Origin of the sequence: Spongiactinospora rosea (genome assembly GCF_003315795.1) — a bacterium.
GTDB lineage: Bacteria > Actinomycetota > Actinomycetes > Streptosporangiales > Streptosporangiaceae > Spongiactinospora > Spongiactinospora rosea.
Window position 1 is genome coordinate 505,135 of record NZ_QMEY01000004.1, and the last position, 16,040, is coordinate 521,174.

Consider the following 16,040-nt stretch of genomic DNA (forward strand, 5'->3'; position numbering starts at 1 on the left):
GTCAGGCCGGGGTCTCGGGGAGCAGCGGGGCGGAGGTGTGCTTGGGGGCCGGGGCGAGACCCGCCGCGGTGTACGCCTGGGTCTCGTCCAGAGTCTCCTCCTCCAGAAGGGCGATCACGATGGCGTCGAGGCGGTCCCGGTTCTCGGCGAGCACCCTGCGCGCCACCGCGTAGCACTCCTCCACGATGCGCCTGGCCTCCTCGTCCACCGCCGCGAGCGTGGCGGGGGCGGCGGCGGGCGGGCCGTCCTGGGCCGAGCCGGGCAGGATGGTCAGCGGGCCGATCCGCTCCGACATGCCCCACCGCCCGACCATGCCGCGCACGATCGCGGTGACCTGCTCCAGGTCGCTCTCCGAACCGGTGGTGATCATGTTGTAGACGAGGTCTTCGGCCGCCATCCCGCCGAGCGCGCCGATGATCCGCCCGCGCAGGTAGCGCTCGTCGTAGGCGTAACGGTCGCTCTCCGGCGTGGAGAGGGTGACGCCGAGCGCCCGCCCGCGCGGGATGATGGAGATCTTGCGGACCGGGTCCGCGCCGGGCTGGAGCATGCCGAGCAGCGCGTGCCCGGCCTCGTGGTAGGCGGTACGTCGGCGTTCCTCCTCCGGCATGACGATCGCGCGTGCCGTGCCGAGCTGGAGCTTTTCCAGGGCGTCGGCGAGGTCGGCGCTGCGCACCGCGTTCTCGCCGCGCTTGGCGGCCAGCAGGGCCGCCTCGTTGACCAGGTTGGCCAGGTCCGCACCGGTCATGCCGGGGCTGGTCTTGGCGAGCCTGCCGAGGTCCACGTCGGCCGCGAGCGGCACGCCGCGCGTGTGCACCTTCAGGATCTCGGTACGCCCGGCCGCGTCCGGCGGCGCGACCATCACCGTGCGGTCGAACCGCCCCGGCCGCAGCAGCGCCGGGTCGAGCACTTCGGGCCGGTTGGTGGCGGCGATGACGATGACGCCCTCCGAGCCGGTGAAGCCGTCCATCTCGGTGAGGATCTGGTTGAGCGTCTGCTCGCGCTCGTCGTGCCCGCCGATCGTGGCCCCGCCGCGGGTACGTCCGATGGCGTCGATCTCGTCGATGAAGATGATGCTGGGGGCGACCTTGCGGGCCTCCTCGAAGAGTTCGCGCACCCGCGACGCGCCCACCCCGACGATCATCTCGATGAACTCCGACGCGCTCGCGCTGAAGAACGGCACGTCGGCCTCGCCCGCGACCGCCCTGGCCAGGAGGGTCTTGCCGGTGCCGGGCGGCCCGGCGAGCAGCACGCCCTTGGGCAGCTTGGCGCCGAGCCTGCGGTACTTGTCCGGGTCCTTGAGGTAGTCGACGATCTCGACGAGCTCGTTCTCCACCTCGTCGATCCCGGCCACGTCATCGAAGTTGACGCGGATCTTGGCGCTCTCCACCGGTTTGGCGGCCTTCGACCGGCCGAGGCCGCCAAGGCCGCCGAACCCGCCGCCCGGACCGCCGCCGCCCATCATGCTCGCCGAGCGGCGCAGCAGCCAGAACCACAGCCCGGCGAGCAGTAGTACCGGCAACAGCGCGAGCAGCAGGTTGACCAGGAACCCGCGCTGCTGGGTGATCGGCTCCGCGCTGACCACCACGTCGTGCCGGACCAGTTCGCGGTAGATGTCGTCCTCGGCGAAGGTCGGGCGTTCGGTCCGGAACCGGGTGTAGGTGACGCCCTCGTTGTCGGGGTCGGCGGCGGCCTTCTTCAGGTCGCCCTCGATGGAGTAGCCCTGGGCGTAGACCTCCTTGACGTTGCCCGCCTGGACCTGCTTGGTGAACTGCGTGTAGGAGATGGTCTCCATGCCCCCCGCGTCGAAGAACGTCGAGATCACGAAGAACACGGCGTAGGCGGCGAGCAGGGTGACCGCGAAGCGCCACCAGTTGATCCGTGGGCGCTGCGGGCCGCCGGGGCCGCCGGGCAGCCCTTCGGCGCGCCATGGCCGAAGGCCCGCCTCGCGCCGGTCGTCGCCGTTGCCCCGGGCGTGTTCGGGGCTCTCTCTGGAACTTTCGGGGGTGCCGCCACGCTCGTGCGGGGTGCCGGATCGCGCCACGGTCGTCCTCCGTCCCTTCGTCTCCCCTCCAGTCTCTACCGCCCCTGTTCCGGGTCCGCGTCCAGTGTCCGGTGCCGGTTGCTCGGGCGGGGCGGGTCAGTGCCGGGGGCGTACGACGGCGAGCGCGTCGCGGAGCTGGCGTTCGGCGGCGTGGCCGAGGGTGGTGCTAACGATCTTCCCGCCGTACGGCGCGAGCGTGTCGAGCAACCGGCGCGGCGCGGCCGGAACGGCGAGCACGAACACGGCGGCGCTGCCGGGGGTGAGGGCTTCGGCCAGGCGGGGCAGGAAGGTGTCGTCGGCCCCGAGACCGGTCACCGGCTGCGGGGACGCGCCGCCCGCCGAGGCGAGGGCCACGTTGACCAGCGGCATGAAGAAGATCAGCCCGATCAGCCCGCCCCACAGGCTGTGCCCCACCGGACCCGCGGCGGCGGTGGTGCTCGACTGGCGCAGCGCGAGGCGGCCGTCGCCCTCGCATTCGGCCATCACGACGTCGGCGACCTGGGCCAGGTCCTTGGTCCGTGACCTGAGCAGCCCGTCGCGTACCAGGCCCGCGACTCCTGGGTCGCGGTAGACGACGGCGAGCAGTTCGGCCACGAGTACCCCCGAACGTCATGGACCGGCAGAACACCGCGTACCTCCCCATCCAGGGAGATTCTGAACCTGTGATCGCGACATGACCGAGCGGGGCGCAAGCCGGGCGAGGGTCGGACGGGCCGATGGCGCGGCGATCGGCCCGGGCGTCACCTCGCCCGGTCGGCGTGGCGGCGGGGCGTGGCGACCACCATGGCGGTCGCGACGCCCCGGGGCCGCGCGTCTATGGCAAACCCGTACCGGTGCGTAACCGGTGTGGGATCAGTTGATGCGCGTGCCAGGGCGGGTGGTCTCTTCCATCACTGGAACCCCACCGACCCCATCCGGCACGCTCCGAAGCGTACGGCAAAGTGCCTACCTTTCACTGGATTTCGTGAAAGTTCAGGTCAGGTCGGTATATCAAGGGAACCACTCGGCGACTCGCGTACGCGCTGTCATGATGTCCCCATGCCGCAGCACCGGGTGGAACTCCGCTTCAACGACGACTCACGCGATCTCCAGACGCACACCAACCTCTCCGCCATCCGCACCGACGGTCACGGACTGTGGCTGGCCGGGGACGAGACGGCCACCATCGAGCACCTGGTGCCGCGCGAGGGCCGCTACGAAGGTCAGCGCGGGTTCGCCCTGGCCGACTACGTCGAGCTGCCCGCCGGGCGGGACGAGGAGGCCGACATCGAGGGGCTGGCCCGCGACGACGGCTGGCTGTGGGCGGTGGGCTCGCACAGCCGGAAGCGCCGCAGGGTCAAGTCCGGCGAGCCGCACAAGGCGCGCCGCCGGCTCGCCACCGTGCTGCGCGAGGAGAACCGCTTCGTACTGCTGCGCCTGCCGCTGGTCGGCGAGGGCACGCCGGACGTCCGCCCGGTCCGCGAGGACGGCGAGCGCGCCGCGGGCATCCTCGCCGGTCCCGGTGCCAACCTGGCCGACATGCTGGCCGACGACCCGCACCTGTCCCCGTTCCTGGACATCCCGGGCAAGGACAACGGCCTGGACATCGAAGGGATCGCCGTCCGGGGCGAGCGGGTGTTCATCGGGCTGCGCGGGCCGGTGCTGCGCGGCTGGGCGGTGCTGCTGGAGATCCGGCCGCGGGCGCACCGGCGCGACCGGCTGCGGCTCGCCGAGATCCCCGGCGGCGAGGGGCCCGGCGCGCGGTATCGCAAGCACTTCCTGAACCTGCGCGGCCTGGGCGTGCGGGACCTGTGCCCGCACGGCGATGACCTGCTGATCCTCGCGGGGCCGAGCATGGACCTGGACGGTCCGGTCCGGGTGGTGCGGTGGCGGGGCGCGATGGGGCCGGACGGCCCTGCGGGCGCCGAGGTGGTGCCGGCCTCGGACCTGGAGCCGGTCGCCGAGCCGCCGTACGGCGTCGGCGACGACCACCCGGAGGGCATGACCGTGCTCGGCGACGGCTCGCTCATGGTGGTCTACGACAGCCCCGCCCCCGGGCGGCTCACCCCCGAGGGCGGCGTCTACGCCGACGTGCTCCCGCTCGCCTGAGAGCGGATCACCCGGCGTCGCGCAGGGGCCCCTCTCCGGGCGGACGATGACCGGCCGCCTCCAGCCAAGGGGCCTCGGCGACGACCGTGCACGACCCCGGCTCGATCTCGGTGAACCCCGCGTCGCGGACTACCGGCAGGCCGCTTGCCACGAGCCCTTCCCACTGGCCGGGGGCCGCGGTGCGGACGGCGAGCGCCAGCCCCGCCTCCCGCCACGCCTTGCGGGCCGTCTCCTCGCTCCCCCACCAGGCGAGCTGCGCCGCGTGCCCCGCCTGGGCCATGGCCTTGCCCGCCGACATGGTCAGCCCCGGGTTGATCCAGAGCACCGCGCCCTCCGCGGGGGGCGCGGGCGGCGGGGCGGCGTCCTCCAGCTCGGTGCCGCGGACCTGGAGCCTGCTCAGGTCCTTCGGCCAGTCGTCCAGCGGCACCGGCGGATGCACCCGCACCTCGGCCGTGCCGTACGTGACGGTGATCCCGGGCAGGTCGAGGACGCGCCGCCACTCCGCGCCCCGCGCCCGGCGTACGACCTTCCTGATGCCGAGCCGTTCCCATTCGCGCACGGCCATCGACCATTCCTCCGGCTCGGCCGAGCGCGGATCGTCGAGCAGCGTCAGCACCGCGCGGGCGGCGGCCTCCAGGGCGTCGGTGCGCCCGGGCGGCGTGGCCCGCTCGATGCGGACGACGATCGGCAGGACTCTCTTGTCCCCTTGTGTCTCATCCTGCGACTGGTTCACTCTTCAAGGATGCCTGCCGGGGGATCCGGATCGACATGATGGCGGCGAAGGCGCAGAGCAGGCCCGCGCCGTACCACGCCAGGGTGTACTCCCCCAGCGCGTCGCGGGTGAGCCCGGCGGCGGTGGCCGCGATGCCCGCGCCGACCTGGTGGGAGGCGAAGACCCAGCCGAAGACGACCGCGCCGTCGCGGCCGTAGGCGCTGCGGCACAGGGCGATGGTGGGCGGTACCGTGGCCACCCAGTCCAGCCCGTAGAAGATGATGAAGATCAGCATGCTGGGCTCGGTGGTGGCCGAGAACAGGCTGGGCAGGACGAGCAGCGACGCCCCGCGCAGCGCGTAGTAGGCGCACAGCAGGACACGCGGGTCCACACGGTCGCTGAGCCAGCCGGACAGCACGGTCCCGACGATGTCGAAGACGCCCACCAGGGCGAGCAGCCCGGCGGCGACCGGTTCGGCCATCCCGTGGTCGTGCGCGGCCGGGATGAAGTGGGTCTGTACCAGCCCGCTGGTGCTCGCGCCGCAGATCGCGAAGCCGCCCGCGAGCAGCCAGAACGGCCGGGTGCGCGCCGCCGACCCGAGCACCCGCAGGGCCCGCGCGCCCGCCCCGCCGGTCGGCGGAGGCGCGACCTGGCCGGGCGGCGCACCCAGCGCCGTCGTGCCGACGTCCGCGGGGTGGTCGCGCAGCAGCAGCCACACCATCGGGGCGACGGCGAGCGCGGCGGCGGACACGGCCAGGGCGGCCGTGCGCCAGCCGTGGTCACCGGCGAGGTAGGCGAGCAGCGGCAGGAAGATGAGCTGGCCGGTGGCCCCGCCCGCGGTGAGGATGCCGGTCACCAGGCCGCGGTGCCGGACGAACCACCGGTCGGCGACCGTGGCGGCGAACGCGAGCGCCATCGACCCGGTGCCCAGCCCGACGAGCACCCCCCAGCACAGCACGAGCTGCCAGCTCGCCTTCATCCAGATGGTGAGCCCGCTGCCGGTCGCGACGAGGACGAGCGCGGCCGACACCACCTTGCGCATGCCGAACCGGTCCATCAGCGCGGCGGCGAACGGGGCGGTCATTCCGTACAGGAGCAGGTTGACCGAGACGGCCAGCGAGATCGTGCCGCGGGTCCAGCCGAACTCGTCCTCCAGCGGGGTGATCAGCACGCCGGGGGTGGCGCGGAACCCGGCGGCGCCGATGATCGCCACGAGCGCGATGAGCGCCACGGACCAGGCCCGGTGCAGGCGCGGCCGGACGCGCTTGCGATCAGCGGTAACAGTCACCCGGCCATGTTTTCCGACGGACCGGAAGTCCGGCGAGTGGCCGGGTAGCCAATATGTGAAAGGATTCGGCCATGAGCGCGGCGCAGGACGGCACGCACCGGGTCGCGGTCCTCCTGCTCGATCAGGTGGTCGCCTTCGACCTCGGCATCTGCACGCACCTGTTCCGGGCGGCCGAGCGGCCCGGCCAGGTGCCGCGACGGCCACTGTACGAGGTGGAGGTCTGTTCTGCGGACGGCGGGCCGGTGCGATCGACGGGCGGCTTCCACGTCGTGCCCGACCACGACCTGTCCGCGCTGCGCCGGGCCGACACCGTCGTGATCCCCGGCATCCACGACGGCCCGCCGCTGGTCGAGGGCACGCTACCGGAGCCGGTGTACGGCGCGCTGCGCGCGGCGGCGGGCAGGGCGCGGCTGGTGTCGATCTGCACGGGCGCGTTCGTGCTGGCCGCCGCCGGCCTGCTGGACGGCCGCCCGGCGGCCACCCACTGGCGGGAGGCCGACCGCTTCCGTGCGCTGTTCCCCCAGGTCCGGCTCGACGCCGACGTGCTGTTCGTGGACGACGGCGACATCCTGACCTCGGCCGGGGTGGGCTCGGGCATCGACCTGTGCCTGCACGTGGTGCGCGGCGACCACGGGAGCCGGGCGGCCAACGCGCTGGCCCGCCGCTGTGTGGTGGCCCCCTGGCGGGAGGGCGGGCAGGCGCAGTTCGTGGAGCGGCCGCTGCCCTCGGCGCGCGAGTCCGGCACCGGGCCGACCCGCACCTGGATGCTGACGCGGCTGCACGAACCGCTCGACCTCGCCACGCTGGCCGCGCACGCGCGGATGAGCGTGCGGACCTTCACCCGCAGGTTCCGTGAGGAGACCGGGGTCAGTCCGGCCCGGTGGCTGGCCGGGCAGCGGGTGGAGCACGCCAGGCAGTTGCTGGAGCACACCGACCTGCCGGTGGACGAGGTGGCCAGGCGCTCGGGGTTCGCCACCGCGGTCTCGCTGCGCCAGCACCTGCGCGCGGCGGTCGGGGTGGCGCCGCTGGCCTACCGTCACACCTTCCGCGCGGCCTCGCCGGAGTCGTCGACCGCGCGGGAGGCCGCGCGATAGCGCAGGTGCGGCAGCAGGCAGGCGGTGGCCAGCAGTGAGGCCCCCGCCATCGCGGCCATCGCCTGGTGCACGGGCAGCAGTTCGGCCAGCGAGCCGGACAGCGAGGCGGCCAGCGCCTGCCCGGTGACCAGGCCGGTCCCGGCCAGGCCGAGCGCCTGGCCGCGCCGCTGCTCCGGTACGGCCGCAAGGTAGCGCTCCTGCGCGCCGAGGTGCGACGCGAACCCGAACGACGCCACCGCGACCAGCACGGCCGCCACCACCACCGGTGGCCTGGCCAGGAAGGCGAGGTAGGGCAGAGCGAGCAGCACGAACAGCGGCACCGCCAGCCGCCGCCGGACGCGCGCGGTGGTCCAACGCCCGACCAGTACGTCCCCGAGCAGCATCCCGCCCGCCGCCGCGCAGAACAGCCCTCCCGCGCTCGCCGGGGAGTACGGGACGAACAACGCCTCGGCCCCCACGACCAGCCCGTTGGGCACCCACTGGATGAGCAACAGGCCACGGGTGCGGCGGTCGGCGAGCAGCGCGCGGTTGCCGCGCCAGGTCTCGCCGATGGAGGCCCGCCCGGTGGCGCGCGCCGGCCTGGCCCGCAGGCCGAGCCGGTTGACCGTCGCGGTGATCGCGAACATCGCGCTGGTCACCCACAGCGCGCCGGTCGGTCCGGCCGTGCCGATGAGCAGGCCGCCGCCCGCGAAACCCGCGATCTGCATGCCGCCCACGGCGATGTTGAAGACCGACCGGCCGAGCACGTACCCGCCGCCGGGCAGCAGGTCGGCCAGCAGCGCCGTACGTGAGGCGGCCGACACCGCGTCGAAGACGCCGCAGGCCGCCACCATCGCCAGCATCGCCCAGACTGGCAGCACACCGAGCGCGAGCACGCCCATCACCGTGGCCAGGACGAGGTCCCAGGTGACCAGCAGGCGGCGCGGGGGAAGCCGGTCGGCCAGCGAGAGCAGCGTCAGCGCGCCGATCGCCTGCGGCAGGTAGTTCCCGAAGTAGGCCAGGGCGGCCAGCAACGGCGATGCGGTCTGCTGATAGACCAGCGTGGACAGAGCCAGCATCTGGGTGGTCTTGCCGGCGATGCTCGCCGTCTGCGCGCCGAACAGGGTGCGGAACTCACCGACTGCGAAGACTTCCCGATAGGTGTTCACCATCCGATGATCAGGCAGCGGGCGGGTCGCGCGGGAGGCCGGACGTCCGGCGCTTCGCCGGTGACCGGACGGCGGACGGACGTTGACCGGTGCCTGTCATCTTTACGACATGTCGGCAATTGGCCAGCCGAAATCCCTTACCAGCCCTCGCAAGATCCTTCATTGTCATGAGCGGCATTCGCATTCATCCGAAAGATCGGTGCGTTCATGGGCCGGACATATCGAGCGGCCGCCATTGGTGCGGCGCTGACCATAGCCTTGACCCTACCTCTCCTGCCGACGTCACCGGCGGCCGCTCAGGGTCCCCCTCCGACAACCCGGCCGGACCACCACCAGGTCACGTTGATCACCGGTGACGTGGTGACGGTCCAGCGGTTCCCCGGCGGCAGGACGACGGCCACGACGCAGCCGGGCAAGGACCGGGAGAACGTCAGGTTCCACACCACCGAGGTGGACGGGAACTTCTCCGTCATTCCCTCCGACATGGTGCCCTACCTGGCCAAGGACCTGATCGACAAGCGGCTGTTCGCGGTGGGGGACCTGATCGAGCAGGGCTACGACGACGCCCGCGCCCCCGAGTTACCGCTGATCCTCTCCTACGGCGAGGGCGTCAAGGCGGCGAACACCGGTGAGGGCGTACCGCTGACCAGCGTCAACGCGCGGGCCATCCGCCCCAAGAAGAACGCCCTGCCGGTGCTGTGGGACACGGCCCCCGGCGTGCGGTCCGCGGCCGAGCCCAGGCTGCGCGACGGGCTGGCCAAGGTCTGGCTGGACGGCAAGGTCCGCGCCTCGCTCGAACACAGCGTGCCGCAGGTCGGCGCGCCCGAGGCGTGGAAGTCCGGGTTCGACGGCAAGGGCGTCAAGGTCGCCGTGCTGGACACCGGCATCGACCGGAACCACCCCGACCTGCGCGGCAAGGTCACCGAAGCGCGGAACTTCACCAAGGACCCCTCGGCGGCCGACGGCCACGGCCACGGTACGCACGTCGCCGCCACGATCGCCGGGCAGGGCGTGGGCGCCATCGCGCGCAAGGGCGTCGCCCCCGGTGCGGAGCTGGTGGTCGGCAAGGTGCTGGACCACAGCGGCTCCGGCTCGGACTCCGAGGTCCTCGCCGGGATGGAGTGGGCGGCCCGCGAGGCCAAGGCCGACGTCGTCAGCATGAGCCTGGGTGGCGCGGTCACCGACGGCACCGACCCGCTCAGCGTCGCGGTGGACACGCTCAGCGCCGAGACCGGCGCGCTGTTCGTGATCGCGGCGGGCAACGAGGGCAAGGAGTACATGGTCGGCTCGCCGGGGGCGGCGACCTCGGCGCTCACCGTCGGCGCGGTGGACCGCAACGACGCGCTCGCCGCGTTCTCCAGCCGCGGCCCCCGCCTGGACAACGCCCCCAAGCCGGACATCACCGCGCCCGGCGTGGACATCGTCGCGGCCCGCGCGGAGGGCACCACGATGGGCACGCCCATCGACGAGCTGTACACGCGGGCGTCCGGGACCTCGATGGCCACCCCGCACGTCGCGGGCGCGGCGGCGATCCTCGCCCAGCGCCACCCGGACTGGACCGGCGGGCAGCTCAAGAACGGCCTGATGTCCACCACCAAGACCATCGACGGCCAGACCGCCCACGAGCAGGGCAGCGGCCGTCTCGACGTGGCGCGAGCCGCGGCCCAGAGCGTGACCGCGACCGGCGTCGTGAACCTCGGGGTGCGCCAGAGCGACGAGACGGCTCCCGCCGAGGAGACCGTCACCTACACCAACACCGGCCAGTCCCCCGTCACCCTGAAACTCACCGCGACCCTGGAAAACCTGGACGGCGGCGCCCCTCCGCCCGGCGCGGTGCGGATAGGCACTCCCGAGGTCACCGTCGCGGCCGGCACGAGCGCCGATGTAAAGATCAGCGTCGATGTGACGGGGCTCAAGCCCGGCAGGCACACCGGCCGCCTCACCGCCACCGCGACCGGCGGAGCCGAGACCGTGCACACCTCGCTCGCCCTGGAGCGCAAGGCCCCCAAGCACCAGGTGCGCTTCCAGGGCCTGGACAACAACGGCTCGCCGACGGTCCTCACCGGCATCTTCCTCTTCGGCACGAGCGTCCAGGACGACGAAATCCTCATCGCGGAGGAGGAGGGCGTCGAGGTCGAACTGCCCGAAGGGACCTACTCCGCGTTCGCCAACGCGCGAGCCACCGAGGAGGAATCTCCCCTGGTCACCTTCATGACGGTCCCGGAGTTCGAGGTGCGCGGCGACATGGAGATGGTCCTCGACGCGCGCAAGGCCGTGCCCATCGACATCAGGACACCGGAGCCCGTCGAGATCGCCGGGATGACCGCCATCCACGCGTATCGGGAGTACGGCCGACGCAAGATCATCTACGGCTACGCGATCTTCCCGTCCGAAGAGCGGCTGGCCGCCACGCCCACCGAGCCGGTCACCCACGGCACCTTCGAGTTCGCCTCCCGCTGGCAGCTCAGCCCCCGGCGGGTGACCGCCGAGATCGCCGGCTCCCGCGCCCCGCTGATCGTCCGTCCCAGCGGCGGCTCACCCGAGTTCGCGGGCCGCAAGCGGTGGCCGCTGGTCTTCGCGGGCGCCGGCACGGCCCGCGAGCTGAGCAGGATCAACGCGCGGGGCAAGGCGGTGGTCATCACCAGCCACGAGAGCATCGGCGACTACGTCGACAAGCTCCCCGGCATCGCGAAGGCCGGCGCGGCGGCCTTGATCGTGGTCGGGCCGGACGGCATCCCGGTGTGGCAGAAGTGGACGCCGGTTTATGAGCGGGAGCCGTTGCCGACGCTGCTCGTCACACACGACCAGGGGCAGCGGCTGATCGAACGGGCGCGCGAGCACGCCGTCCTCGACGTGTCCGCCGACTTCTCCCCCGATCGGCTCTACGACATCATGCAGGTGTCGCCGGGGCGCATCCCTGCCCGCGTGGTGCACACGGTGAACGGGCGCAACACCGCCACGGTGGAGGCGAGCTATCACGAGTCGGGCGGCGCCGGGTGGGCCACCGAGCAGCGGTTCGGGTGGCGGCCCTGGCAGAAGTTCCTGCTCGCCGCGCAACCTGAGCAGCAGCGGACCGGCAAGACGGCGCATCGGCGGATCGAGTACGTCAGCTCCGGCGACACCCAGTGGCTGCACGTGGTCCAGCACGCCCACACGCCCGACCCGATGGCTCCGCTGCGCGGCGGGATCACCTCGCCCCCGCGCGCTTACCGGGCCGGGGAGCGGGTGACGGAGAAGTGGTTCGGGCCGGTGGTCCGGCCGGCCGTACCCGCGAACATGCCGGACTTCGCCCCGACCAGGACCGGTGACATGTTGTCGATCGACATCCCCGAGTTCGTGGACGCCGAGGGCAACTTCGGCAACGCCGGGGGCAGCCCGGACCCGGACACCGCCGAAGCCAGGTTCTTCCGCGACGGCAGGCTTGTCGAGGAGCGCGCGGGCATCTGGGGGCAGTTCCCCGCCATGCCGCAGAAGGCCGAGTACCGCCTGGAGCTGTCCACCACGCGGACCTCGGAGGAGTGGCAGCACGCCACCTCCACCCGGACGGCCTGGACGTTCCGCTCCGCCCGGGCCGAAGGCACCAAGCGGCTCCCGCTGCTCGGCGTCGACTACGACGTGCCCGCCGACCTCAACGGCGAGGTCCCCCGCGGGCTGCCAGTGCCGCTCGGCTTCGCCGCCCCCGGCGCGAACCGGCTGACCGCCGAGCTGTCCTACGACGACGGCAGGACCTGGAAGCGGCTGCCGGTCTTCCCCGTCGGCCACGGCAGGCATCTCGCCCTGGCCGGGCACCGGGCCACGGACAAGGGCGTGTCCCTGCGGGTCACCGCCTCCGGGCCGGACGGCGCGAAGTTCGAGCAGACGATCATCCGGGCCTACGGAGTCAGATGACGAAACGGCGCCGGCCCGGACGGCCGGCGCCGCCACCCCCCAACGCTCCCCCGTGAGCGGCGGCAACACCCTCGATTGGAGTTCGGCATGGTTTTGAAGCGCTCGCCGGCCGTGGGAGCGGCCTTGGCCCTGGGGTTAGGAGCCCTCGTCGTTCCCGCGTCACCTGCCGCCGCCGAGGAGAAGCCCCCCGTGCCACGGGCCGAGCACCGGGTGACGTTGATCACCGGGGACGTGGTGACGGTCCAGGAGGCCGCCGCCGGGAAGCGGACGGCGACCGTGCGACCGGGCAAGGGCCGGGAGGGCGTCAGGTTCTACACCAGTGACGTGGACGGAAAGTTCTCCATCACTCCGTCCGACATGGTGCCGTACCTGGCCGGGAACCTGATCGACAAGCGGCTGTTCGCGGTCGGGGACCTGATCGAGCAGGGGTATGACGACGCGAGCACGCAGGAGCTGCCGCTGATCCTCTCCTACGGGAAGGGCGTGCGGGCCGCGGACGCGGGCGAGGGCGTGCCGCTGAGCAGCGTCAACGCCCGTGCCGTCCGCCCCAGGAAGAACGCCCTGCCGGTGCTGTGGGACACCGCCCCCGGCGTGCGTTCGGCCGCCGAGCCGAAACTGCGCGACGGGCTGGCCAAGGTCTGGCTGGACGGCAAGGTCCGCGCGTCGCTCGAACACAGCGTGCCGCAGATCGGCGCGCCGGAAGCGTGGAAGTCCGGGTTCGACGGCAAGGGCGTCAAGGTCGCGGTGCTGGACACCGGCATCGACCGGAACCACCAGGACCTGCGCGGCAAGGTCACCGACGAGCGGAACTTCACCACGGCGCAGTCGGCCACCGACCGGCTGGGGCACGGCACCCACGTCGCCGCCACGATCGCCGGGCAGGGCGTGGGCGCGCCCGCGCGCAAGGGCGTCGCCCCCGGGGCCGAGCTGGTCAACGGCAAGGTGCTCAACGACAGCGGCCAGGGCAGCGAGTCCGAAGTCCTCGCCGGGATGGAGTGGGCGGCCCGCGAGGCCAAGGCCGACGTGATCAACCTGAGCCTGGGCGGCGGTGCCACCGACGGCACCGACCCGCTCAGCGTCGCGGTGGACACGCTCAGCGCCGAGACCGGCGCGCTGTTCGTGATCGCGGCGGGCAACGAGGGCGGGGACTACACCGTCGGCTCACCGGGAGCCGCCACCTCGGCGCTCACCGTCGCCGCGGTGGACCGCAACGACGCGCTGGCGGAGTTCTCCAGCCGCGGCCCCCGCCTGGACTACGCCCCCAAGCCGGACATCAGCGCCCCCGGCGTGGACATCGCGGCGGCCCGCGCGGAGGGCACCACGATGGGCACGCCCATCGACGAGCTGTACACGCGGGCGTCCGGGACCTCGATGGCCACCCCGCACGTCGCGGGCGCGGCGGCGATCCTCGCCCAGCGCCACCCGGACTGGACCGGCGGGCAGCTCAAGAACGGCCTGATGTCCACCACCAAGACCATCGACGGCCAGACCGCCTACGAGCAGGGCAGCGGTCGCGTGGACCTCGCGCGGGCCGCGCGGCAGAACGTGACCGCGACCGGCGTGGCGTACCTCGGGGTGCGCGAGAGCGACGAGACGGCTCCCGCGGAGGAGACCGTCACCTACACCAACACCGGCCAGGCCCCCGTCACCCTGAAGCTGACCGCCACCCTGGACAACCTGGACGGCGACGCCCCGCCGCCGGACGCGGTGACGATCAGCGCCCCCGAGGTCACCGTCCCGCCAGGGGCGAACGCCGAGGTCAAGGTCTCGATCGACTACGCCAGGCTGAAAGACGGCAGGCACGCCGGGCACCTCACCGCCGCCACGGCGGACGGCGCCGAGGCCGCGCACACCACGCTGTCCGTGGTCAAGATGCCGCCGATGCGCTCGGTGCACGTCAAGGGCATCGGGGTGGACGGCAAGCCGACCCGCGTCCCGGTGTTCGCCCTGCACGGCAAGGACCCCAACTTCGACGTCATGGACTACATCCTCAACGAGAACGAGGGCAAGACCAGGCAGGTGCCGAAGGGCACCTACTTCGCCCTGGCCTTCATGGGCGACGACCCCGCCGAGTCGCCCGTGTACAACTTCCTGATGATCCCCGAGTTCGAGGTGACCGACGACACCGAGCTGGTCTTCGACGCGCGCAAGGCCGTGCCGATCCAGATCAAGACCCCGCGGCCCGTGGTCGGGGACGGCATCACCACCTTCTTCGCGCACCGCGCCTACGACAGGCGCACGATCTCGTGGGGCGGGATGTTCTTCCCCTCGACCGAGGGGCTGGCGGTCATGCCCACCGAGCCGGTCGCCAACGGCACCTTCGAGTTCGCCTCCCGATGGCAGCTCGCCGCGCCCAAGCTGACCGGCAGGCTCACCGGCTCCCGGGAGACGCTGGTCTTCCGGCCCGGCGGCGGTTCGCCGGAGTACTACGGCCGCAAGCGGTGGCAGCTCGTGGACGGCGGGCCGGCAGGTGACGCGGCACCGGGCAGGGCCAGCGTACGCGGCAAGGCGGTCGTGCTGACCAGCACCGAGTTCGGTGACTGGGAGGCGGGGCTGGAAGAGTTCGCCAAGGCGGGGGCGGCGGCCGTGATCGTGGCCGGGCCGAAGGGCGAGCCGATGTGGCAGGGCTGGCACCCCAAGGGGTACCGCGACCCGCTGCCGGTGCTGCTGGCCAAGCACACCCCTGGTCAGGCGCTGGTCGCCCAGGCCCGCAAGGGGGGCGTGCTCGACCTCCAGGCCGACTTCGTCTCCCCGTACCTGTACGACATCATGCAGGTGTCACCCGGCCGCATCCCGGACCGGATCGTCCATGTGGTGAACGACCGCAACACCGCGCGGGTCGACACGAGGTACCAGGAGTCCGGCGGCTTCGGGTGGGGCAAGGAGCAGCGGTTCGGCTGGCGGCCCTGGCAGGTGTACGACCTGGGCGGCCAAATGGAGACCCAGCGGGACGTCAAGACCGGGCTGCGCCGCGCCGAGTACGTCAGCTCGGGCGACACGCAGTGGCAGCACGTGGTCCAGCACATGTACACCTGGGAGTCGATGAGCCGGCTGCGCGGCGGGATCACCGCGGCCCCGCGGTCCTACCGGCCCGGGGAGAAGGTCGCGGAGACGTGGTTCGGGCCGGTGGTGCGTCCGGCGATCCCGGCGGACGTGAAGGAACTCGCGCCCACCCGGACCGGTGACGAGCTGTCGGTCTACGTGCCGGAGTTCATGGACGCCGACGGGCACTTCGGCTATGCCGGGGGCAGCGGCGACCAGGACACCACGGCGGCCAGGTTCTTCCGCGACGGCAAGCTCGTGGAGGAGCGGGCTGACCTCTGGGGCCGGTTCCCGGCGACGCCGGAGAAGGCGGAGTACCGGATGGAGCTGTCCACCACGCGGACCGCGGAGGAATGGCGGTGGGCCACCGCCACCGAGACCGCCTGGACGTTCCGGTCCGCCAGGGGCGAGGGCACCCGGCCGCTGCCGCTGCCCGGCGTCGAGTACGACGTGCCCGCCGACCTCAACGGCGAGGTCCCCCGCTGGTGGCCGGTCCCGATCGGGTTCACCGCACGCGGCGCGAACCGGCTGACCGCCGAGCTGTCCTACGACGACGGCAAGACCTGGCGGCGGCTGCCGCTGATCCCCGGCGGCCACGGAAGGCACGTCGCGCTGGTCGCGCACCAGCCCACCGGCGCGGGCGTGTCGCTGCGGGTCACCGCCACCGGGGCGGACGGCGCGAAGTTCGAGCAGACGATCAACCGGGCGTACGGGGTCAAGTGACCCATAGCCCCTGATC

At 72.7% G+C, this 16,040-nt stretch carries 9 protein-coding genes; 4 read left to right on the forward strand and 5 right to left on the reverse strand.

What is annotated here, in order from left to right; all coding sequences use genetic code 11:
- Position 1 precedes the first annotated feature (1 nt).
- The gene (gene ftsH / locus DP939_RS14120; protein ID WP_113981107.1) at positions 2–2,041 is read right to left on the reverse strand and encodes an ATP-dependent zinc metalloprotease FtsH; all 2,040 of its coding nucleotides are present in this window, start codon (positions 2,039–2,041) and stop codon (positions 2–4) included.
- A gap of 96 nt (positions 2,042–2,137) precedes the next feature.
- Positions 2,138–2,635 carry a DUF1269 domain-containing protein gene (locus DP939_RS14125; protein ID WP_113981108.1) on the reverse strand — a complete coding sequence of 166 codons (498 nt, stop codon included), beginning with the start codon at positions 2,633–2,635 and terminating at the stop codon, positions 2,138–2,140.
- A 444-nt stretch (positions 2,636–3,079) separates the two neighbouring features.
- Here DP939_RS14125 and DP939_RS14130 point away from each other — a divergent pair, with 444 nt between their 5' ends.
- Complete coding sequence (locus DP939_RS14130) at positions 3,080–4,129, forward strand: DUF3616 domain-containing protein (RefSeq protein ID WP_113981109.1); 1,050 nt, start codon at positions 3,080–3,082, stop codon at positions 4,127–4,129.
- A gap of 7 nt (positions 4,130–4,136) precedes the next feature.
- Here DP939_RS14130 and DP939_RS14135 read toward each other — a convergent pair whose 3' ends face one another.
- Together DP939_RS14135 and DP939_RS14140 are read right to left on the reverse strand one after the other, a co-directional pair.
- Positions 4,137–4,862: a peptidyl-tRNA hydrolase gene (locus DP939_RS14135; protein ID WP_113981110.1), complete on the reverse strand. Its 726-nt coding sequence runs from the start codon at positions 4,860–4,862 to the stop codon at positions 4,137–4,139.
- Entirely contained in the window at positions 4,843–6,129 is a 1,287-nt protein-coding gene (locus tag DP939_RS14140) for an MFS transporter (RefSeq protein WP_199565149.1), read from the reverse strand. Before DP939_RS14140 ends, DP939_RS14135 begins: the two co-directional genes overlap by 20 nt.
- Positions 6,130–6,200: 71 nt before the next feature.
- Between DP939_RS14140 and DP939_RS14145 the strand changes: the two genes are divergently transcribed.
- The gene (locus DP939_RS14145; RefSeq protein WP_199565150.1) at positions 6,201–7,223 is read left to right on the forward strand and encodes a GlxA family transcriptional regulator; all 1,023 of its coding nucleotides are present in this window, start codon (positions 6,201–6,203) and stop codon (positions 7,221–7,223) included.
- On the opposite strand, the gene DP939_RS14150 is transcribed toward DP939_RS14145, so the two are convergent.
- The gene (locus DP939_RS14150; protein WP_199565151.1) at positions 7,166–8,374 is read right to left on the reverse strand and encodes an MFS transporter; all 1,209 of its coding nucleotides are present in this window, start codon (positions 8,372–8,374) and stop codon (positions 7,166–7,168) included. The genes DP939_RS14145 and DP939_RS14150 overlap by 58 nt on opposite strands.
- Before the next feature lie 339 nt (positions 8,375–8,713).
- Between DP939_RS14150 and DP939_RS14155 the strand changes: the two genes are divergently transcribed.
- Together DP939_RS14155 and DP939_RS14160 are read left to right on the forward strand one after the other, a co-directional pair.
- Positions 8,714–12,259, forward strand: coding sequence for a S8 family peptidase (locus DP939_RS14155; RefSeq protein WP_158578566.1), 3,546 nt, complete (start codon positions 8,714–8,716; stop codon positions 12,257–12,259).
- A gap of 189 nt (positions 12,260–12,448) precedes the next feature.
- The gene (locus DP939_RS14160) at positions 12,449–16,024 is read left to right on the forward strand and encodes a S8 family peptidase (RefSeq protein ID WP_158578567.1); all 3,576 of its coding nucleotides are present in this window, start codon (positions 12,449–12,451) and stop codon (positions 16,022–16,024) included.
- The last annotated feature ends 16 nt before the right edge of the window (positions 16,025–16,040 follow it).

Bases quoted from the DNA above. Each gene is read 5' to 3' on its own strand.
- DP939_RS14130 (WP_113981109.1), top strand. From the start codon at position 3,080: ATGCCGCAGCACCGGGTGGAACTCCGCTTCAACGACGACTCACGCGAT.
- DP939_RS14145 (WP_199565150.1), top strand. From the start codon at position 6,201: ATGAGCGCGGCGCAGGACGGCACGCACCGGGTCGCGGTCCTCCTGCTC.
- DP939_RS14150 (WP_199565151.1), bottom strand. From the start codon at position 8,374: ATGGTGAACACCTATCGGGAAGTCTTCGCAGTCGGTGAGTTCCGCACC.